22 protein-coding genes and 2 tRNA genes are annotated in these 21,000 nt (G+C 39.1%); 11 read left to right on the top strand and 13 right to left on the bottom strand.

All coding sequences use genetic code 11. The features are described from left to right. Window positions 1–79: 79 nt before the first annotated feature. On the top strand, window positions 80–1,309 hold the full coding sequence (locus M5121_RS00530) for a multifunctional CCA addition/repair protein (protein ID WP_249569914.1): 1,230 nt from the start codon (window positions 80–82) through the stop codon (window positions 1,307–1,309). A gap of 68 nt (window positions 1,310–1,377) precedes the next feature. Here M5121_RS00530 and tsf read toward each other — a convergent pair whose 3' ends face one another. Beyond that, on the bottom strand, window positions 1,378–2,256 hold the full coding sequence (gene tsf / locus M5121_RS00525; RefSeq protein ID WP_249569904.1) for a translation elongation factor Ts: 879 nt from the start codon (window positions 2,254–2,256) through the stop codon (window positions 1,378–1,380). A 137-nt stretch (window positions 2,257–2,393) separates the two neighbouring features. Beyond that, entirely contained in the window at window positions 2,394–3,146 is a 753-nt protein-coding gene (gene rpsB, locus M5121_RS00520; RefSeq protein ID WP_004661273.1) for a 30S ribosomal protein S2, read from the bottom strand. Window positions 3,147–3,368: 222 nt separating this feature from the next. Between rpsB and map the strand changes: the two genes are divergently transcribed. The 4 genes from map (at window position 3,369) to M5121_RS00500 (ending at window position 8,485) form a co-directional block, all read left to right on the top strand. Beyond that, window positions 3,369–4,193, top strand: coding sequence for a type I methionyl aminopeptidase (gene map, locus M5121_RS00515; RefSeq protein ID WP_004661270.1), 825 nt, complete (start codon window positions 3,369–3,371; stop codon window positions 4,191–4,193). A 194-nt stretch (window positions 4,194–4,387) separates the two neighbouring features. Next, window positions 4,388–5,443: an OmpW/AlkL family protein gene (locus M5121_RS00510; RefSeq protein WP_249569903.1), complete on the top strand. Its 1,056-nt coding sequence runs from the start codon at window positions 4,388–4,390 to the stop codon at window positions 5,441–5,443. Window positions 5,444–5,832: 389 nt separating this feature from the next. After that, window positions 5,833–7,182 (top strand): MFS transporter, encoded by a 1,350-nt coding sequence (locus M5121_RS00505; RefSeq protein WP_249569901.1) that lies wholly within the window; start codon window positions 5,833–5,835, stop codon window positions 7,180–7,182. An 88-nt stretch (window positions 7,183–7,270) separates the two neighbouring features. Beyond that, a complete protein-coding gene (locus tag M5121_RS00500; RefSeq protein WP_249569899.1) occupies window positions 7,271–8,485 on the top strand; it encodes an alginate export family protein in 1,215 nt (404 codons plus the stop codon). A 195-nt stretch (window positions 8,486–8,680) separates the two neighbouring features. Here the strand turns inward: M5121_RS00500 and M5121_RS00495 are convergent, their stop codons facing one another. Further along, a complete protein-coding gene (locus M5121_RS00495; protein ID WP_249569897.1) occupies window positions 8,681–9,865 on the bottom strand; it encodes a trypsin-like peptidase domain-containing protein in 1,185 nt (394 codons plus the stop codon). Between the two features lie 183 nt (window positions 9,866–10,048). Here M5121_RS00495 and M5121_RS00490 point away from each other — a divergent pair, with 183 nt between their 5' ends. From M5121_RS00490 to M5121_RS00465, 6 genes are all read left to right on the top strand, one after another. Continuing rightward, window positions 10,049–10,807 carry a Nif3-like dinuclear metal center hexameric protein gene (locus tag M5121_RS00490; protein ID WP_249569895.1) on the top strand — a complete coding sequence of 253 codons (759 nt, stop codon included), beginning with the start codon at window positions 10,049–10,051 and terminating at the stop codon, window positions 10,805–10,807. Between the two features lie 144 nt (window positions 10,808–10,951). Continuing rightward, the gene (gene sodB, locus M5121_RS00485; protein ID WP_249569889.1) at window positions 10,952–11,578 is read left to right on the top strand and encodes a superoxide dismutase SodB; all 627 of its coding nucleotides are present in this window, start codon (window positions 10,952–10,954) and stop codon (window positions 11,576–11,578) included. 146 nt (window positions 11,579–11,724) lie between these two features. Then, window positions 11,725–11,800 (top strand) — tRNA-Asn (locus M5121_RS00480). Between the two features lie 173 nt (window positions 11,801–11,973). Next, window positions 11,974–12,282, top strand: coding sequence for a DUF8200 family protein (locus M5121_RS00475; RefSeq protein ID WP_249569887.1), 309 nt, complete (start codon window positions 11,974–11,976; stop codon window positions 12,280–12,282). Between the two features lie 88 nt (window positions 12,283–12,370). After that, window positions 12,371–12,446: transfer RNA gene (locus M5121_RS00470), tRNA-Asn, on the top strand. An 86-nt stretch (window positions 12,447–12,532) separates the two neighbouring features. Continuing rightward, window positions 12,533–13,087 (top strand): peroxiredoxin family protein, encoded by a 555-nt coding sequence (locus tag M5121_RS00465; RefSeq protein ID WP_087546800.1) that lies wholly within the window; start codon window positions 12,533–12,535, stop codon window positions 13,085–13,087. 45 nt (window positions 13,088–13,132) lie between these two features. Here the strand turns inward: M5121_RS00465 and M5121_RS00460 are convergent, their stop codons facing one another. From M5121_RS00460 to M5121_RS00415, 10 genes are all read right to left on the bottom strand, one after another. After that, window positions 13,133–13,780, bottom strand: a complete 648-nt coding sequence (locus M5121_RS00460) for a MiaE family protein (RefSeq protein WP_249569885.1) — start codon at window positions 13,778–13,780, stop codon at window positions 13,133–13,135. 4 nt (window positions 13,781–13,784) lie between these two features. Next, window positions 13,785–14,513 (bottom strand): pyridoxine 5'-phosphate synthase, encoded by a 729-nt coding sequence (gene pdxJ, locus M5121_RS00455; RefSeq protein WP_249569883.1) that lies wholly within the window; start codon window positions 14,511–14,513, stop codon window positions 13,785–13,787. Window positions 14,514–14,568: 55 nt separating this feature from the next. Continuing rightward, window positions 14,569–15,276, bottom strand: a complete 708-nt coding sequence (gene recO / locus M5121_RS00450; protein ID WP_249569882.1) for a DNA repair protein RecO — start codon at window positions 15,274–15,276, stop codon at window positions 14,569–14,571. A 9-nt stretch (window positions 15,277–15,285) separates the two neighbouring features. Further along, on the bottom strand, window positions 15,286–15,483 hold the full coding sequence (locus M5121_RS00445) for an NF038104 family lipoprotein (RefSeq protein WP_249569881.1): 198 nt from the start codon (window positions 15,481–15,483) through the stop codon (window positions 15,286–15,288). A 26-nt stretch (window positions 15,484–15,509) separates the two neighbouring features. Continuing rightward, window positions 15,510–16,535, bottom strand: a complete 1,026-nt coding sequence (gene era / locus M5121_RS00440; RefSeq protein WP_249569880.1) for a GTPase Era — start codon at window positions 16,533–16,535, stop codon at window positions 15,510–15,512. Between the two features lie 4 nt (window positions 16,536–16,539). Continuing rightward, a complete protein-coding gene (rnc, locus tag M5121_RS00435; RefSeq protein WP_249569875.1) occupies window positions 16,540–17,235 on the bottom strand; it encodes a ribonuclease III in 696 nt (231 codons plus the stop codon). Further along, window positions 17,204–17,581 carry a DUF4845 domain-containing protein gene (locus M5121_RS00430; protein ID WP_087536434.1) on the bottom strand — a complete coding sequence of 126 codons (378 nt, stop codon included), beginning with the start codon at window positions 17,579–17,581 and terminating at the stop codon, window positions 17,204–17,206. Before M5121_RS00430 ends, rnc begins: the two co-directional genes overlap by 32 nt. A gap of 24 nt (window positions 17,582–17,605) precedes the next feature. Beyond that, window positions 17,606–18,469, bottom strand: coding sequence for a signal peptidase I (lepB, locus tag M5121_RS00425; RefSeq protein ID WP_249570071.1), 864 nt, complete (start codon window positions 18,467–18,469; stop codon window positions 17,606–17,608). A 70-nt stretch (window positions 18,470–18,539) separates the two neighbouring features. Beyond that, complete coding sequence (gene lepA, locus M5121_RS00420) at window positions 18,540–20,357, bottom strand: translation elongation factor 4 (RefSeq protein WP_087536433.1); 1,818 nt, start codon at window positions 20,355–20,357, stop codon at window positions 18,540–18,542. A 157-nt stretch (window positions 20,358–20,514) separates the two neighbouring features. Then, the gene (locus M5121_RS00415; RefSeq protein WP_249569868.1) at window positions 20,515–20,964 is read right to left on the bottom strand and encodes an acyl-CoA thioesterase; all 450 of its coding nucleotides are present in this window, start codon (window positions 20,962–20,964) and stop codon (window positions 20,515–20,517) included. Window positions 20,965–21,000: the final 36 nt, after the last annotated feature.

Here is a 21,000-nt window from a genome sequence, read left to right as displayed (position 1 = left end):
TTTAACATTAAAAGCTATGCTTAATGCTTGAGAAAACCTCTATTCTGTAGCATGATTGTGTGAAGAATAGAGGTTTTTTATGCAAGTTTATTTAGTAGGCGGTGCTGTTCGAGATCATTTACTCGGGCATCCCTATCACGAAAAAGATTATGTTGTGGTTGGAGCAACACCTGAACAATTATTATCTGAAGGCTACCAACCCGTTGGAAAGGATTTTCCTGTATTTCTTCATCCAAAAACAAAAGAAGAATATGCACTAGCACGTACTGAAAGAAAATCAGGCATTGGCTATCACGGATTCCAATTTGTTACTGATACCACTGTTAAATTAGAAGAAGATTTAATTCGCCGTGACCTAACAATTAATGCAATGGCAATGGATGAAACTGGACAAGTTTATGATCCATATGGTGGTCAAAAAGATCTTGATCAGAAAATACTACGCCATGTTTCAGATGCATTTACAGAAGATCCCTTACGTGTGCTACGTGTTGCTCGCTTCGCTGCTCGTTATGCTAGTTATGGATTTGAAATTGCAGAAGAAACTTTGCAATTAATGAAAAGGATTGCCAATTCAGGGGAACTGAATGCTTTAACACCTGAACGTGTATGGAAAGAGACTTCTCGTGCATTAATGGAAGATCATGCCGATATCTATTTTCAAACATTAAGAGATTGTGATGCGCTAAAAGTACTGTTTCCTGAGATAGATGCATTATTTGGTATTCCTCAACGCCCAGAGTACCACCCCGAAATAGATTGTGGTGTACACACCTTAATGGCACTAAAACAAGCTTGTCAGGCCAACTATGGACTAGATGTACGTTTTGCTGTCTTGGTGCATGATTTAGGGAAAGCACTTACTCCAACTGAGGAATTACCACGGCATATCATGCATGAGGAACGTGGATTAGAACCCGTTACAAACGTATGTGAACGCTTGAAAGTTCCCACACATCTGAAAAATTTAGCTTTAATTGTTTGCAAAGAACATCTGAAATGCCATCAAATCAAAAATTTGAAACCTGGTACTGTATGGCGTTTACTACAACGTTTGGACGTTCTACGAAAACCAGAAAAAGTCATTGCTTTTGTGCAGGCTTGTGAATGCGATGCTAAAGGTCGATTAGGTTTAGAAGATCGCCCTTACCCACAAGCACAGTATATTTTGGATGCCATGCAAATTGTACGGAATATTAGAGCACAGGATTTACCAGAACATGTTCAAGGTGCAGAAATTGGCGAAATGCTCATTCAGTATCGAATTGAGGCATTGGCACAATTCAAACAGCAACACGATGAGTCATAGTTTGGGGATGTAAAAAAGAACCAATAAAAAACCCAGCCACAAGGCTGGGTTTTTTGAAAAGATACGAATTACTTCGCAGCTTCAGCCTGAGCAGCAGCAACTTCTTCTGCAAAGCTCATTTCAGCTTTCTTCTCAATACCTTCACCCACTTCGAAACGAACGAATTGAGCTACAACTGTACCCGTTGCTTTCAATACATCAGCAACTTTCTTGTCGTTGTCGATTACATACATTTGACGGTCAAGTGCAACTTCGTTCAAGTATTTCTCAACTGAACCAGTTACCATTTTCTCAACGATGTTTGCAGGCTTACCTGATTCTAATGCTTTCGCTTCAGCAATTTCTTTCTCTTTAGCGATCAAATCAGCAGAAACAGATTCAGCATTTACTGCAACTGGGTTGAACGCAGCAACGTGCATTGCAATACCTTTACCAGTGTCAGCATCACCTGTGTAAGAAACAACAACACCGATTTTTAAACCGTGCTTATAAACAGCCAAGTTTTCGCCTTCAACGATTTGAGCACGACGAACTTGAATGTTTTCACCAATTTTTTGAACAAGTGCAACACGAGCTTCTTCTACAGTTGCGCCATCTTCAAGCTTAAGTTCAGCAATTTTTGCAGCATCAGTTTCATTTGCAGCAAGTGCAGCAGCAGCAACTTTATCAGAGAAGTTTTTGAAGTTTTCGTCTTTAGCAACGAAGTCAGTTTGACAGTTAACTTCAACAAGAATTGCTTTATTACCGTTTTGGATGATAGTGATCGCACCATCAGCAGCAATGTTACCTGCTTTTTTAGCAGCTTTTGCTTGACCTGATTTACGAAGGTTATCAATCGCAAGTTCAATGTCACCGCCTGCTTCTGTTAATGCTTTTTTGCATTCCATCATTGCAAGACCAGTACGGTCACGTAATTCTTTTACCATGCTTGCAGTAATTGCAGTCATGTTGATCTCCTAAAATCGGTAGAAAATAAATCTGTTCAACAAAAACGGCCCAAAGAAACTCTGGACCGTTTGCAATCTCGACGCTTAATTTGCCACCATTACATGTCGCAAAAATGACAAGCTTGCGTCAAACCGCATTAAGCCTCAGAAGCGTCTTTTGCAGCGTCATCGCCTTTAGCTTGTGCATTCGCTTGTGATTGAGCATATTCTTTACCAGCAAGAATTGCATTTGCCATAGCTGATGCATATAAAGTTACTGCACGGATCGCATCGTCATTACCAGGAATAACATAATCAACGTTATCTGGGTTAGAGTTTGTATCAACGATACCGATTACAGGAATACCTAAGTTTTTCGCTTCTTTGATTGCAATCGCTTCGTGATCAACGTCGATTACAAATAATGCGTCAGGTAAACCACCCATGTTTTTAACGCCGCCTAAAGCACGTTCAAGTTTTTCCATCTCACGAGTACGCTCTAAAGCTTCACGTTTAGTAAGCTTAGCAAAAGTACCATCTTGAGATTGAGTTTGAAGATCTTTTAAACGGTTGATAGATTGGCGAAGTGTTTTCCAGTTCGTCAACATACCACCTAACCAACGGTGATCTACATAAGGTTGACCAGCACGTTGAGCTTGTTCACGGATGATGTTAGAAGCAGCACGTTTAGTACCAACGAACAATACTTTGTTCTTTTTGCTTGCAAGATTGTTAACAAAGTTCAAAGCATCATTTAACGCAGGAACAGTGTGCTCAAGGTTGATGATGTGAATTTTGTTACGCGCGCCGAAAATATATTGACGCATTTTTGGATTCCAAAAACGAGTTTGGTGACCAAAGTGTGCGCCTGCTTGAAGAAGGTCGCGCATGCTTACGTTGTAATCTGCCATTTTCTTTACCTTAAAGTTTGGGTTAGGCCTCCATATATCCGCATTCTCCACCTATTGCTAGGCACCCAGAGTAATGTGTCGATATATGTGCGGATTTTTGATAACTATTCATCAGTTTTTCGCACAACTTTTATAAGCAAAATTGTCACGAAAAGCATTTGATAAAATAGGCGGCTATTTATACCATAGACGCTTGCAAATTACCAAAAGTTTTTAGAGATCATGAACACGACTTACACAGCTCCTCGTCGATTAATCAAAACGCCCGAAGAAATTGAAAAGATGCGTGTTGCAGGAAAACTGGCGGCTGAAATTTTAGACATGATTAAGCCGTATATTAAAGCAGGCGTAAATACCCTAGAACTTGATACAATTTGTCGTAATCACATTGAAAATGTACAACAAGCAATTCCAGCATGTGTTGGCTATGGCGCTGCACCTGGTCGCCCAGCATTTCAACATTCGATTTGTACTTCGGTTAACCATGTCGTTTGTCATGGTATTCCCTCTGAAAGTAAAGTTTTAAAAAATGGTGATATTCTCAATATTGATGTAACAGTCATTAAAGATGGTTATCACGGCGATACCAACATGATGTATATCGTCGGTGGAGAGACTTCTATTCTTGCAAATCGTCTCTGCCAAGTTGCACAAGAAGCCATGTATCGTGGTATGGCTACGGTTAAACACGGCTCTTATCTTGGCGATATTGGACATGCAATCCAACAATATGTTGAGTCTGAACGTTTTAGTGTTGTGCGTGAATATTGTGGTCATGGTATTGGCAATGTCTTCCATGATGAACCACAAGTTTTACACTATGGTCAGAAAGGTACGGGTATGCGCTTAGAAGCAGGCATGACGTTTACGATTGAGCCAATGGTCAATGCAGGGGTTTGGCAAACAAAACTTTTAGGTGACAAATGGACTGTGGTTACTAAAGACCACAAGCTTTCAGCTCAATATGAACATACCATTTTGGTAACAGAAACAGGCATCGAAGTACTTACTGCTCGCCCTGAAGAAGATTTATCTCGTTTTATGTAATTTATTTCGTTAAAGAAAAGCTACTTCGGTAGCTTTTTTTCATATTCATAATTTCTTCATTAATTCATCTAAATCAAACAAAAGTCTTCATAAGCATAACAATTATAAATTTTAACTAAACAAACCATTTAATAAAAAACGTTATTTTTATCAGAATAAAAAGTTCCTTATAAATCGGACATGGAGTCCTCACTATGAAAAAACGCATGCTATGCATTGCAATAGGAATTGCTGCAACCCTACCCACTATGAGCTTTGCGGAGTCACCTTATTTTAGTTTAAAAGATGGAGATGGTTTCAAACGTTTCTCTCTTTCAGCTGGTTGGTTACATGCCATGCCACAAGGTTCTGCAAATCCTATTAATATCAATACGACTGTAGCTGAGGGAACACAATCTAAAGTAGGTGATGTGTCTAAACAAGCCGTACTAGATGCAGCAGTCAAAGATTCCAATCCTATCGTTTACGGTGCCATTAATTTATGGCCAACCGATACTGTATCGGGTCTTGCAACAGGTACAGCTACCATTAAAGGATTATCTAACTGGCAAAGCCAAGGAACAGGTTTAGAAGCAGACAATGTAGATACCGTTGGTATTATGGCAAATTATCACTTTACTGATAATTTATCTCTAGAGATTAAGGCCGGAATTCCTCCAAAAGTTGATATTAAAGGGAAAGGCGACATATACGCGCCATTAAGTGGATCAGCAAGTACTATTTTAGGTGATATTGACTTAAAACAGGATCTTCATATCACAGATCTGACCCAAGGAGGCAAAGCAGCAACTGCACGTGCTTGGCTACCTGCGGTGGAACTCCATTACCAGTTTGGTAAATCAGGCGTGAATAAATTCCGACCTTACGTTGGCGCAGGCGTGATGTATGCTTATTTTAATGATCTTAAAATGAACTCGGGCATAGAATCTGATTTAGTAAAAGCTGGTCACATGATCCAAAATATCCATGACGGCAAAGCGGGAGCTGCCTTAGATGGTAAGACATCATCAGCAGATCCTATTGTCAAATTGGAAGCGACTGATACTTTTGCTCCGATTGTCACAGTAGGTGCAACTTATGATTTCAATCCCAATTGGTTTGCCGTTGGATCAGTTTCTTATTCAAAAATGAATAATGAAGCAAAAATTTATGTGACTGACCGCAATACAGGTAAAGAGTTGATCCAAGCAAATACTAAAATTGATATAGACCCACTCATTACTTATTTAGGCGTTGGCTATCGTTTTTAGACAAAACTTTAAAAAACAGCTTCGGCTGTTTTTTTATTTATCGCCACCTTTTAAATCATCATTCATAAAAAAACATGCACCAATTGCAATCATTTTCGAAATAATGAAGAAACATAAATATCAATAAAGCATATGAGATTCATTGATAAATAACATTCATCAATACAAATAATATTATAAATATAATTATATATTTACAATCATATGGTTAATTTTAAATTTTGATCAAATTTGTTTTTTGGCACACCCCTTGCTTAGTAACAAGCATCATGAATCAACGATGATTCATAAAAAATTTGCTGACGGCCAATGAAGTCCGTTCTGTTCGGTTTGTGTATGCAGAAATATTGTATAGCAAAAATATATTTCGTTCAGTTCAGGGGAAGGCTATGTCTTCAAAAATGAATCTAAATGCTAAAAAATCAACTGAAATAAAATTATTTAGCTTTTCAACGCCTGCCATGCGTGCTTTTCATATGACTTGGCTCGCATTCTTTGTATGTTTCTTCGCTTGGTTTGCTTGTGCACCCTTAATGCCAGTCATCAAAGGTGAATTTAATCTAACCAAAGACCAAATCGCAAACATCAATATCGCTGCGGTTGCAATCACAATTCTGATCCGACTCATTGTTGGCCCACTCTGTGACAAGTATGGACCACGCAAAACCTACACTGCTCTTCTCATTGTTGGCAGTATCCCTGTTTTCGGTGTTGCAGCAGCAAATACTTATGAATCGTTCTTGTTTTTCCGTCTCTTGATTGGTGCTATTGGTGCAAGCTTCGTCATCACCCAGTATCACACCAGTGTCATGTTTGCCCCGAATGTTGTCGGCACAGCCAATGCGGCTTCTGCAGGTTGGGGAAATGCGGGTGGAGGTGCAACACAAGCAATCATGCCACTAATTCTCGGTGCAATTGTGATGTTTGGTGTAGAACAAGCAATGGGCTGGAGAATTGCACTGCTTGTACCTGGCATTATGATGGTAATTGTTGGTGTACTTTATTGGAAACTTACCCAAGACTGTCCACAAGGTGATTTCAAAGAATTACGTGCGAACGGTGTCGAAGTTGGTAGCGGTAAAAAAGGTGGAATGGCGATTTTAATGCAGGCAGCACGTAACTACCGCGTTTGGATCCTATTTGTCTCTTATGCAGCATGTTTCGGTATCGAAATCTTCATTCATAACATTGCGGCAATGTACTATGTTGACCACTTCAACATGGGTTTAAAAGAAGCAGGTTTAACTGCGGGTATCTTTGGTCTACTTGCCTTATTCGCTCGTGCTTTAGGTGGAATTGTTTCAGATAAAGTTGCGATTTCAAAAGGTTTAGATGGTCGTACAAAAGTATTATTTATTCTTATCTTATGTGAAGGCTTGTTCCTCATTCTCTTCTCACAAATGAATACTGTAGCTCTTGCTATTATTAGCATGACGGTCTTCGCGCTATTCACGCATATGTCTTGCGGAGCAACTTATGCTTTAGTTCCTTTCATTGACCGTAATGCACTTGGTGGTGTGGCGGGCATTATTGGGGCTGGTGGTAATGTTGGTGCGGTTGCAGCAGGCTTCCTACTTAAAGGCTTACTAGATGTTCAAACTTGCCTCATGATTTTAGGTGGTCTTGTAACTGTGGCCGCTTTCGGTGTCATTCTCATCCGCTTCTCTGTAGAACATAAAACGAAAGAACAACAACTGTTTGACCAAGCTATGCTTGAACGCAACTCTATCACCTCTTAATCATCATTCACTTAGTGCGGGGAAACTTACCTTTCCCCTGCACAATCAAAATTAAATCCAGAAATTATAATCTCTCAGGGGTCTCAATATGAAATTGAATCTTCTTAGCTTTGCTATGCTCAGTGTTTTAACAACTACGACATTTGCCGCAGATAACTTTTTAAGTCAAACTCAATTTTCTCTCGATAGTCGCTTACGTTACGAACTAGTTGACCAAGATAATAAGCTAAAAAATGCTGATGCTTGGACTTTGAGACTACGCCCTTCACTGGAAACTGGCTCTTGGCATGGCTTAAGCGCATTTGTGCAAGGAGAAGGAACTGTCGAAATTAATGATCATTTCAATAGCACACGTAATGCTGAAACAAACTACAGTACAGTCCCTGATCCTCAAAACCTACAATTGAATCAAGCTTATTTAAAATATGCTTATAGTCCAAAGTTTGATTTAAGTATTGGTCGTCAAGCTATTAATTTAGATAATCAGCGCTTTGTAGGCTCCGTAGCTTGGCGTCAAAATGATCAAACCTTTGATGCGATTAGTTTAAATATTAAACCTTGCAAAGAGTTTGGTTTGTATTATGCCTATATTGATCAAATCAATACTATTTTTGGTAGTGAAGATGTAAAACCTAAATTTGTAGCAGCCCAAAATGGTAAACAAAACAGTCAAATTCATTTAATTCAAGCTAAAATGAATTACAACCCATTGTTGAACGCAACATTATATGGGTATTTGATGGATTTCGAGGATTTAAGTGCTTGGTCAAATCAAACCTATGGCTTACGCTTAACAGGTAAGAAAAACAATTTTAGATACGTTGCTGAATATGCCAAACAAAGTGAATATGCTGAGCAACATATAAATTATGATGCTGATTATTATGGATTAGAATTAGGTTATAGCATCACGGATAAAGGCTCAGCACTGGGTGAAATCACACTTGGCTATGAAGTGCTTGGTAGTGATGATGGAAAAATTGCATTTCAAACCCCATTGGCGACTAAACATAAGTTCAACGGATGGGCTGACTTATTCTTGACAACGCCCGCGAATGGTTTAACTGACTTGTACATTTCATCAAGTTTTAATGTATTTGGTAAAGGTAAATTAGGCACTGAACTACATCAATATCGTAGTGATGAAAAAAATATGGATTATGGTCAAGAATTCTCTATTTCTTATTCTCATGCTTTGCCTATTAAAGGTTTGTCTGCCCTAGCAAAACTCTCAGATTATCAAGCGGAAGAGTTTTCTGTAGATACTCAAAAGTTATGGTTGCAAATGGATTATAAATACTGATATTGAGTCGTTGTAATCTAATTATAAAAAAACTGTCATCAAATCATCAAATTTCGATGGTGTAATAAAAAATAAAAAACTCCAAAATTTGCAAAAAGCTTGCTGATCGACCTTTATCAGCAAGCTTTTTTCTTTTCATAAATAAAAAGGCTACCTCAGTAGCCTTTCATATTCAAATTAAATCATAAGATCATATTAGTCTTGAGGCTTAGGCAATGGGATATATTGCGACTGTGCATTTTGTTGGGTTTTTCTCTCTCCAACTTTAACTTGCATGCTCTGTTGCTTACCATCGCGTTCAACCACCACATCAATCACACTTTGTGGTGCTTGCAATGCAACATAGTTGATTAAATGTGAAGCTGAAGTAATTTGCTCATTATTGACTTGAATAATTTTATCGCCGCGTTTTACACCTGCAGCATCTGCTGGACCATCACGCAAGACATCAGCAACAACGACTCCAACAGGTTTCGCAGCCAATACGTCCTCATCCATGGTATTAGGAATTAAGCTAATACCTAACCAACCACGAACAACACGACCATCTTTCAAAATTGAATTTAATACTTGCTGACAAATTTTCGCTGGAATTGCAAAACCAATCCCTAACGAACCGCCTGATTGAGAGAAAATCGCAGTATTTACGCCGATTAAATTCCCCGCAACGTCAATTAATGCACCACCTGAATTACCTGGATTGATCGCCGCATCAGTTTGAATAAAGTCTTCATAGGTATTGATACCTAAATCTGAACGACCTGTCGCCGAAATAATCCCTTGCGTAACTGTTTGTCCCACGCCAAATGGATTACCGATTGCAAGTACAACATCGCCAACTTCATTGCCACTGAGTTTAAACGGTAGGACAGGAAGCTTGTCTAACTCAATTTTAATCACAGCTAAATCAGTATCAGGATCTGTACCAATGACTTTCGCTTCAGCACGACGACCATCATGCAATGCCACCACAATATGCTCTGCCTGAGCAATCACATGGTTATTGGTTAGAATATAACCATCTGCACGAACGATAACACCTGAACCTAAACTATTTTCATTTTGAGGCTGTTGAGGGGCTTGATTACCAAAAAACTCACGAAATACAGGATCATTCAATAAAGGATGATTCATCTGTTTCACTTTCTGAGTGGTAAAGATATTCACCACAGCAGGCGCAGCAACTTTTACGGCAGCACTATACGAAACCACGCCACCCGTTCGGGTTGTATCAATCAGTGGCTCCACTTTTTCGGCAGGCATTTTAACGCCATCGGCAGCGACTGTTGGCTTCGGCTGATGCAATTTTTGCCAGCTTAGGAAACTAATGATAACAAGAATGAGTAATACCCAAGGTAACCATGTAAATGCACGGCGCACGTTTATTATCCTCTAGGCGAACAATGGAGTTAATATATTGAAGAACAGGAATTTTCCACTATTGTAAAGTAAATTACCTAAAATCAATGCAAAAGTTAAAAAAGTTTTGTCTAGCTTTAGTTACATTTAAAAATATGCTTTTATTAAGCTGAATCTATAAATGTCATTCAGTTGAGGAATCGCATGGCAAATTTGCATGATATTGTGCAATGGTGTAATCAAACTTTAAAAGTTAGTGATTTTAAAGATTACGCACCCAATGGCTTACAAATTGAAGGCACGCCTGAGGTAAATAAAATAGTCTGTGCTGTTACAGCCTCAGAAGATGCAATTAATGCAGCTATTGCGCAGCAAGCAGATGCCTTACTTGTCCATCATGGTTACTTTTGGAAAGGTGAAGCCTACCCTATTACAGGTATGCGTGGTAATCGAATCAAAAAATTAATTCAGAACAACATCTCTTTGATCGCCTACCATTTGCCTTTAGACTCACATCCCACACTTGGCAATAATGTCGCAATTGCAGATTTAATCGGTTTACAAAATCTAGAAGCTTTAGATCCATTCGAAAAACATCCGATTGGAAATATAGGCTATTTGGAAAGTCCATTAAGCCCAGAGCAATTTAAAACAAATTTACAGGCTATTTTTGATCTTAATGTGATTCATTTGCCGAGCGAGAAAACTCAAATCCAAAAAGTAGGATTTTGCACAGGCGGCGCTCAAGATTTTATTAATAAAGCAGCAGAAAAAGATTGTGATGCTTATATTTCTGGCGAAGTCAGTGAGCGTACTTTTTATGAAGCTAAAGAATTAGGGGTTCATTATTTTGCCTGTGGTCATCATGCAACGGAACGATATGGCGTACAACGTCTTGCTCAAGCAATTAAAAATCAGTTTGCTGTAGAAACGATCTATTTTGAACTAAATAATCCAATTTAATAGAATTGACGAATCCGATTTTATTTATCGTTTTTAATTGAACCTTTATTGTATATCGTTCTTTAAAAGACTGCCCTATTATGTTTGGAATCATTTACAATAGAGCCACTTAACTTAAAACCCAGCAATTGCAAGGATTGGAACATGACAACCATTACTTTACCTGCACTTCCATATGGCTATGATGACTTAGCTCCGCACATTACTCGCGAAACTTTAGAATACCATCACGATAAACATCACAATACTTATGTTGTTAACTTAAACAACCTAATCAAAGGCACTGACCTTGAAGGTAAAACTTTAGAAGAAATCATCAAAGCATCTGCTGGTGACGCTTCTAAAGCAGGTATCTTTAACAATGCTGCACAAGTATGGAACCACACATTCTACTGGAACAGCATGAAACCAAACGGTGGTGGTAAACCAACTGGCGCAATCGCAGCTAAAATCGAAGAAGCTTTTGGTAGCTATGAAAAATTTGCAGAAGAATTCACTGCTGCTGCAACGACTCAATTCGGTTCAGGCTGGGCTTGGTTAGTTGCTGACGAAGTAAATGGTAAATTATCAATTACTAAAACTGCAAATGCAGATACTCCACTTGCTCACGGTCAAATCGCAGTATTAACAATCGACGTTTGGGAACATGCTTACTACATCGACTTCCGTAACTTACGTCCAAAATACATCGCAACTTTCCTAGAAAACCTAGTGAACTGGGACTATGCAAATGCAAAACTTGCTGGTCAACCAGCAGGTGTTGAGAAATAATTTTTATTTCTTGAATAAAAACTGCCCACTTCGGGCAGTTTTTTTATGCGTAAAACCTAAAAAGCATATTTATCAAGCAAACAATTCATTTTATTTAATATTCTTATTGACGCATACGTTTTTCATGCCTAAAATGCGCGTCAGATTCTCCCATAGCTCAGTCGGTAGAGCGACGGACTGTTAATCCGCAGGTCCCTGGTTCGAGCCCAGGTGGGAGAGCCAAGATTCTAAAAAACCCTGATCTGATCAGGGTTTTTTTATTGTAAATGCTTTAATTTATTGTCATCCTTCTTGTAACCCTATGTATTTTTTATGTTGCATCGCGTATATGTTTTAGCCCTGCGCCCTTTTCAACCCTATAATAAAAAACGATGGTCATATTAAGGAAAACCATAATGAAGAAACTACTTCTCAGTTTGTTATTCTTATGCAGTCCAGTCATGGCTGCACAAACAACATGGTATGCAGGCTCGACTTATAAGGGTACTGTGACTGTCCCTATTGAAAATGGGCCAAATGTGGTCTGGAAGTGTAATGGTAAAGTTTGTAGCATGTCTGGGCCCTGGGGCAATGACCTGTCTCTGGACTCCTGTCAAAATCTGGTTTTGCGTATTGGCAAGATTAGCTATTATAAAAATTCAGTGGGAGCAAGCTGGACAGCGCATTCGTCCCAATTAGCCCAATGCAATCAGGTTGCACGTTAATATAGCGATTTTAAGCACTTAACAGTTTATTATTTACACTGATTTTACTTGACTATAAACGTCTTGCCCCCTAAAATTCACTCCAGATTCTCCCATAGCTCAGTCGGTAGAGCGACGGACTGTTAATCCGCAGGTCCCTGGTTCGAGCCCAGGTGGGAGAGCCAAAATTCTCAAAAGCCCTGATCAATAATCGGGGCTTTTTTTATATTAAGTACAATGCATACCTTTAAAAATATATGGTCTTATCATAATGCGTCTTATATCGCCAGAAACTGCACCAAAATTTCAACTTATAGATAGCCATGGCAAAGTAGTTCGACTGGACTCAGGTAAACGCACTTTACTTGCATTTTTTCGTGATACAAACTGTCCTTTTTGTAATTTTAGAATTTTCCAATTAACACAACATTATAAAAAACTTTCGGATGAAGGCTTAGAAATCATTGCATTTTTTTCATCAACACATGAAGAAGTCAATGAATTTGTAAGAAAACGCCCTCGCCCTTTTACGATCGTCGCCGATCCTGAAAATATCGCCTATAAAGCTTATGGTATTGAACGATCAATGGCACGCTCTGCTTATAGCGTTTTTCGACATTTCGTCTCATGGGTTTTAGGCATCAAAATAATTGGGGCTGAGGGTTTAAAAAAGAATCTACAAAATCCAAGTGATATTATGCCAGCAGATTTTTTAATTGATGAGCAAGGTTATATTATTGAAACATATTACGGTTCTGATGCTAGCGACCACATTCCATTTGAAAATATTTATAAATTTTTAAATGCTGATCAGAACCCTAAGTAGTTTACAACACCTCGTGTTTAATTGATTTATGCAAAAATGGTGTGTTTAGCGACTAGGCACACCGCTATGGAAACGGAACGTATCATCTGGCGTTAAAATTAGATTCTTTTCCACTTCACGGATATGTTCAATCCGCTGCTGAATATTTTCTTCTGGATCTTTAAGTTTGGCAGTTTTTGCAACATCCAATGCCAGTGCCAGATAATCCTCAAAATGACGAGATTCCGATTTAAGCAAGTAACGATAGTAACGTCCAAGTTCATCGTCTACAACAGGTGCCAGCGCATAGAAGCGCTCACACGAGCGTGCTTCGACAAATGCGCCAATAATCATCACATCAATCAATGCTTCAGGTTCATAAGTACGGATTTCTTTACGTAATCCACCTGCATAGCGCCCTGCACTCAAACCCTTCCACTCTTGGCCACGTTTGTTCATGAATTCCAAAACCTGCTCATAATGCAGCATTTCTTCACGCACCAATTGCGCCAATTTCACTTGCAGATCTGTAAAAAAGCTATAGCGGAACATCAGGTTCATTGCTGTACTTGCCGCTTTTTTCTCACAGTTGGCATGGTCTTGCATTAAGATGTCAAGGTTATTCACCGCTTCATCTAGCCACGCCTGAGGAGTGGTACAACCTAAAAATGCAATGACAGGTTGCATTAACTCATCATAATTTACACTACTCATCAACTTATCTCGCAGCAGCCTGAATCGCTGCTTTCATATCTGTTACTGCTTGAGTCAAACCAACGAATACACTATCGGCAATAATCGAATGACCAATGTTGAGTTCATAAATTTGTGGAATTGCTGCAATTGCTGCCACATTATCCAAATTCAAACCATGCCCGGCATTCACAACTAAACCTTTAGCTGCTGCATATTCAGCACCTTTGATAATACGAGCTAATTCAGCTTGTTGCTGCTCATCTGTCTCGGCATCAGCATAAGCACCCGTATGGATTTCAATGGTTGGTGCACCACATGCGACAGCTGCGTCAATTTGTGCAAAATCTGCATCGATAAACAAAGACACATCACTGCCAATCGCTTTCAGTGCTTCAGTTGCCGCCTTCACTTTTTCAAAATGCCCAACCACGTCCAATCCACCTTCGGTGGTCACTTCCTGACGGCGTTCAGGCACGAAACACACATGCTGGGGTTGAATCTCTTTGGCAAACGCAACCATTTCATCAGTTACCGCCAATTCCAAATTCATACGTGTTTTTAATAATGGACGCATACGACGTACATCATCATCTTGTATATGACGGCGATCTTCACGCAAATGTAAAGTAATCCCCTCAGCACCAGCCTGTTCACACAACAAAGCAGCCTGAACTGGATCAGGGTAAGTTGTACCACGTGCTTGTCTTAATGTCGCAACATGATCAATGTTTACACCTAAGATTGCAGCCATAAAAAATATCCTATCGGTTTAGCCCTGAATCATTATTTTCAATACATCAGGAATATCAAGTTTGTGTACTTTGAATCCAAAGTTGACGGCTTTTCAGCGGTCGATCACCCAACAAGGCGCTAATCATTTGACGGTATAGTTTACCCAATAATTGCAATTGTTCGTGAGAAAAATCCCGCCCATCTTCATAACTTTGCATGGATGCAATCAATCTACCATCAAGTGTTGAACGCGAAGCTTGCGAAACTGGTAAAAAACCATCATTGAGTTGAAATTGATAATGCTGGTTGACCTGAATGTCTTGTTGACTCGCATCTATTGAGAAATCAATGGCGTAGCCAAGTTCCACCAATAGTACATGCTCAAATTGACGCAAAATCTGCCTAAGAAATACAGCAGCTTGTTCGTGTGTCGCCAATTGCTGTAACAGCACTAAAATTAACTGATATTGTTCAAATGTTTGCGGCATCATCTCTTCTAAGGGACATAGTCGCAATAGAATTTCATTTAAATAAAAACCAGCAAAAAATGCATCACCATGAAAGAATACAGGTTGATTCAGAATTTCCAGTTTTGTGAAGTTTTTTAGTTCAGATTTGCCCGTGGCTTGCAGACGAATTGGCTGATATTGTGGCGGTGGGGTCTGTCTTAGAATCCCATCCACCCGACCATATTCTTGTGTAAATAAATGCACAATATGACTTTTTTCACGATATTTACGATGATGAATCAAATAACCATGTAGGACTTCATTGCGCATCATAGTACGAGACTAGTCCTTCTTTTTCTCATCCTTTTCTTCATCATCGCCATCGGGAATCACTGCGCCAACAACCGCAGCAGTTCCTTTAACAACACCTTTAGTGGTCTTATAAGCAACTTTAACAGGTACAGTCACAACCTTGTGAATACAGCCTTGCAACATGAATACACATGTCACAATCGCGAGTATACGAATTGTTGTTTTCACACCTGTTTCCATTGTCTTAAAACCTGTTAAATATCGCTATAACCCAAGCTTTTTAACGCACGCTCATCATCAGACCAACCACCTTTGACTTTTACCCAAAGCGTTAGCATAATTTTTTGTTCAAACATTTTTTCCATATCTGTACGTGCATCCATGCCGATGCTTTTCAGCTTCGCACCTTTATCGCCAATCACAATAGCTTTTTGCCCTTGGCGTTCTACAAAAATGGTCGCATCAATATACGTACATGGCGGCTTTAAACGACCTGTTTTTTCATTTACTGCTGCTTCTTCGGTTTTAAATGATTCAATTTGAACCGTTAAATCATATGGAAGCTCTTCACCTAACTGACGCATAATTTTCTCACGAATGATCTCACTCGCAAGGAAACGCTCAGAACGATCAGTAATTTGATCTAATGAATACAAAGGTGGTTGATACGGCAGATATTTTTCAATCGTGTCACGCAAATGATCTAGATTTGCACCACGCAATGCTGAAACCGGAACAATTTCAGCAAAATTCATAAGCTTGGCACGCTCTCGAATCAGCGGTAAAGCCTCATTTTTATTTTCAAATGTATCCAGCTTATTGATCACTAGAATCACTGGCATATCAGCATGTTTAAGCTTTTCCAAAACCAATTCATCGTTTTGAGTCCACTTTTGTGCATCAACCACAAATAAAACCAAATTCACATCACGCAATGCAGAATGTGCCGCACGATTCATCATCTTATTGATCGCACGTACTTCTTTTTTATGCATCCCAGGAGTATCTACAAATACCGCCTGTGATTTCTCACGCGAGTCAATACCCACAATCTTGTGGCGTGTGGTTTGTGGCTTACGTGAAGTAATCGATAGTTTTTGACCCAAGATGTGGTTCATCAAAGTCGATTTTCCTACATTTGGACGACCAACAATAGCCACAAAACCGCTTTTGAAATCTGAGGGAATAGTCGTTCCCTGAGAACTAAAAAATTGATCAACTAGATTATTGCCATCTTGCTGTTCAGTTGCTTCTGGCTTATTTTCTTCTGAATGAGACATCAGGTTATTGCTCCAATAATTTTAAAATCTCTGCCGCTGCCGTTTGTTCGGCAAAACGACGACTTGAGCCCTCGCCTATAATTTTTGGCAATCCCGCTACATCACATTCCACTTTGAAATGTTGATTCGGGGCATCACCCTGAATATCTACAACCTCGTAAACTGGGAGAGGTTTTTTACGTGCTTGTAAATACTCTTGCAAACGTGATTTAGGGTCTTTCAGCTGATCGGTCGGTTCGATATGATCAAGATATGGTTCATACCATTTTAGCACAATGCGTTCGAGCAAGTTGAGATCATTACTGTCTAAATAAATAGCACCAATAATGGCTTCAACCGTATCAGCCAGAATTGACTCTCGGTGGTGTCCACCTGATTTTAACTCGCCTGTGCTTAAAATTAATGACCGACTGAGTTGCAAATCATTTGCGATTTTTCCTAATGCTTCTTGTCGAACCAAAGTCGCACGCATTCGCGTTAAACGACCTTCATTTTCCAACGGATAGGTATTGTACAAATAATTTGCAACGATCATTCCTAATAATGCATCGCCTAGAAATTCTAGGCGTTCATAATTATGTTTATGACTGACCGAGCGATGGGTCAAAGCCAGTTTTAACAATTCAAACTGTTTAAACTGGTAACCTATTCGACCTTGCAGCCGTGTATCATTGAGTTTGGTTTGCAGATTTTTGGTCAAAAGTCTTCTCAAAATTCATAACTAAACTAATATTCAATACGAAAGGCTTACGCACTTCATACTTTTTCATTACAACTAAATCATCTTTATAAGTAACTTCAGCAATATCCTTGAAATGTATATCACGAATATTATTCATCTCTAAACGTTGATCCATCTGAGTATAAAATTTACTTGGTGTAATATTTTTAGGACTATCTTTTAATAATCCTTCAATTTGAGTATCAATAATTTTGTCATCCCAATAGGCAGGCCATATTGCAACTGCCGCCTTTACAAATATCGCAAAGAAAATAATTCCGAATAATATCGCGATATAGGATGCCCCTTGTTGAGATTTACGCATCTGCATACTTCCTATGTATTTTTATTAGTTAATCTTACCATTGCGATTGAAACTTGGCAGGTTAAAACCAGGTTCTTTATGCATCCAAATATAAAAAGCGCGACCAGTTAAATTCGCTTCAGGGACAAATCCCCAAAAACGACTGTCTGCACTTTGATCTCTATTATCACCCATTGCAAAATACTGTCCTTTCGGCACAGTTACTTCCCAATCCTGCCCATTACTTTGAATAAAAACATTATTTTCTTTGGCAACAAATGGAACGAGTGCGTCAGCTCCACGTAACTTTGCAAATTGAAATTGTTCTGCTAAAGGATTACGACCATCTAAATAACGAATTAAATGCTGGTGTTCACCTAATGTTTCTTTAAAGTAATAAACTGTAGGAGTTTCTAATTGATCTTTATCACGTTTAAATTCAGTTGCGACTTTAGCAATTTGCTTCCCATTAATAGTTAATTGGCCAGCTTTAAACTGAATATGGTCGCCTGGCAAACCCACCACACGCTTAATATAGCTAATGGTTGGTTGTGGTGGATAACGAAATACGATCACTTCACCACGTTTTGGCTCACCTACATCAATTACTTTTGCATTTACAATCGGTAAGCGCACACCATAATCAAATTTATTTACTAAAATAAAATCACCTGTTTCTAAGGTAGGCACCATAGAATCAGATGGGATATTAAATGGTTCATATAAGAAAGAACGAAGGATTAAGACTACTGCTAACACAGGCCAAAAATCATATGCCCACGTTATAACAAAATTTTCCTGATCACGCCCTTTATTTGCACGTTGTTTTAGTACAAATTTATCGAGTAGCCACACTAGAAAAAAAATTAGTGTAACTGGTACCAGAATCAAATTAAAATCAAAATCCACACGCCCTCTCTCACAGCACAGCTGCTCGTCTTGTAGCGAGGTTTGAAAAACCACCTCGCTCATCTTTTCTTTATCTATCCACTTTCAATACGGCTAAGAACGCTTCTTGAGGAATTTCAACACTTCCTACTTGTTTCATACGTTTCTTACCTTCCTTTTGTTTCGCAAGAAGTTTCTTCTTACGTGAAACGTCACCACCATAACATTTTGCCAATACATTCTTACGCATGGCTTTTACGGTAGAGCGTGCAATGATTTGTGCACCAATTGCCGCTTGAATTGCAACATCATACATTTGGCGTGGAATCAAATCTTTCATCTTCTCAACCAACGCAATACCGCGATGACGCGCATCTTGACGGTGGCAAATCATTGCCAGAGCATCCACCTTTTCGCTATTAATTAACACGTCAACCTTAACTAAAGCTGAACTCTCAAAACGCACGAAGTTGTAATCTAAAGATGCAAAACCACGTGAACAAGATTTCAACTTATCAAAGAAATCCATGACCACTTCTGCCATAGGAATTTCAAAAGTGATTGAAACTTGATTACCTAAGAATTTCATATCTTTTTGAACACCGCGACGTTCAATACACAAGGTCATGACATTACCTAAATATTCTTGTGGCACAAGAATATGACACTCTGCGATCGGCTCACGCAAATCTTCAACTGTTGAACCATCAGGCATTTTTGATGGGCTGTCGATATAAATAATATCGCCTTTTTTAGTCAATGCTTCATAAATTACTGTCGGCGCAGAACTGATTAGATCAAGATCGTATTCACGCTCTAAACGCTCTTGTACAATTTCCATATGAAGCATGCCTAGGAAGCCACAACGGAAACCAAAACCTAAAGCATCTGAACTTTCTGGTTCAAAGAACAGCGCTGAGTCATTAATTTGTAATTTTTGTAGCGCTTCACGGAATGGTTCAAAGTCACTAGCATCAATTGGGAAAAGACCCGCATAGACCTGCGGTTTAACCTTTTTAAAACCTGGTAAAATAGCAACATCTGGTGTGTTCGACAAAGTAATTGTATCGCCCACAGGCGCACCAAAAATATCTTTAATACCAGCGATCACGAAGCCAACTTCACCCGCTTCGAGAATATCTGTTTCAGTATGTTTAGGATTGAATACGCCAACAGATGTAACTGGGTGAGTTTGCCCCGTTGATTTCACCAACATTTTGTCGCCCTTGCGGATACGACCTTGTTTGATTCGAACGAGAGAAACAACTCCTAAATAGTTATCAAACCATGAGTCGATAATTAATGCTTGTAAAGGTGCATCGCGATCACCTTCTGGTGCTGGAATCACATCTACTAGGCGCTCTAAAACACCTTCAACCCCCAAACCAGTTTTTGCTGAACAGGTTGGCGCATCTGTCGCTTCAATTCCGATAATTTCTTCAATTTCGTGAATGACACGCTCAGGTTCAGCTTGAGGTAAATCAATCTTATTTAAGATGGGTAAAACTTCTAACCCTTGCTCAATTGCCGTATAGCAGTTTGCTACTGACTGTGCCTCAACACCTTGCGCAGCATCGACGACTAAAAGCGCACCTTCACATGCGGCCAAAGAGCGTGACACTTCATAAGAAAAGTCGACGTGCCCTGGTGTATCGATAAAGTTCAATTGATACTCTTGACCATTTGGATGGGTGTAATACAAGGTTACCGATGCAGCTTTAATGGTAATCCCACGCTCACGCTCAAGCTCCATAGAGTCTAATACTTGAGCTTGCATCTCGCGATCTTGTAAACCACCACACATTTGAATGAATCGATCTGCCAAGGTTGATTTACCATGGTCAATGTGAGCAATAATCGAGAAATTACGTATATTTTTGATATCTACGGATTTTTTAGCTTGCGCCATGGGTTACCTTAACAAAATAGAATGCTCGAAACTTATAACAAGTCATGAGCCAAAGCGGTTTAACAAAATTGTCGGGGATTATAGCAGAACAGCATTTCAAAGTATTCAAAATAATTATCCCATCAAAGCCTCTAGATGGTGATTTCAGTCCTTCGATTTACTCATATAAAGTTGAAAAATCCATCGGATTTAAATCCAACCCAATCGGTTGGTAGGCATGAGTAAAACTCGGTGACATACGCTTTGGACGACCTGTTGTAATTTCAATACACGCCCATTTAGTATTCCCTACGAATAAAATACTTTGATCCTTTGGACGGTAAAATGCGTACTGACGAAAGGAATAGAGCGCATTAATATCATCTAACCATGTCCGTAAGATGATTTCTTCACCTTCAAGTGCTGCTTTCCGATATTGAACATGATGCTCTACCGCCACCATTGCATGTTTGAGTTCTAAATATTGAGCTAGACCTAAACCTAATTTTTCAATATGCGCTGCTGCGACATCTTGCATCCACTGAATATACATGACGTTATTGACATGACCTAAAATATCAATATGTTCAGGCTGTACAGTTATTCTCAAATCAAAAATAGTACTCATAAACCTACTTATTTCGTCAATCCAAGCTCAGTCGCA

The sequence above is a fragment of the Acinetobacter sp. ANC5681 genome (assembly GCF_023488045.1).
Lineage (GTDB): Bacteria > Pseudomonadota > Gammaproteobacteria > Pseudomonadales > Moraxellaceae > Acinetobacter.
This window is presented reverse-complemented; position numbering and strand designations above follow the sequence as displayed.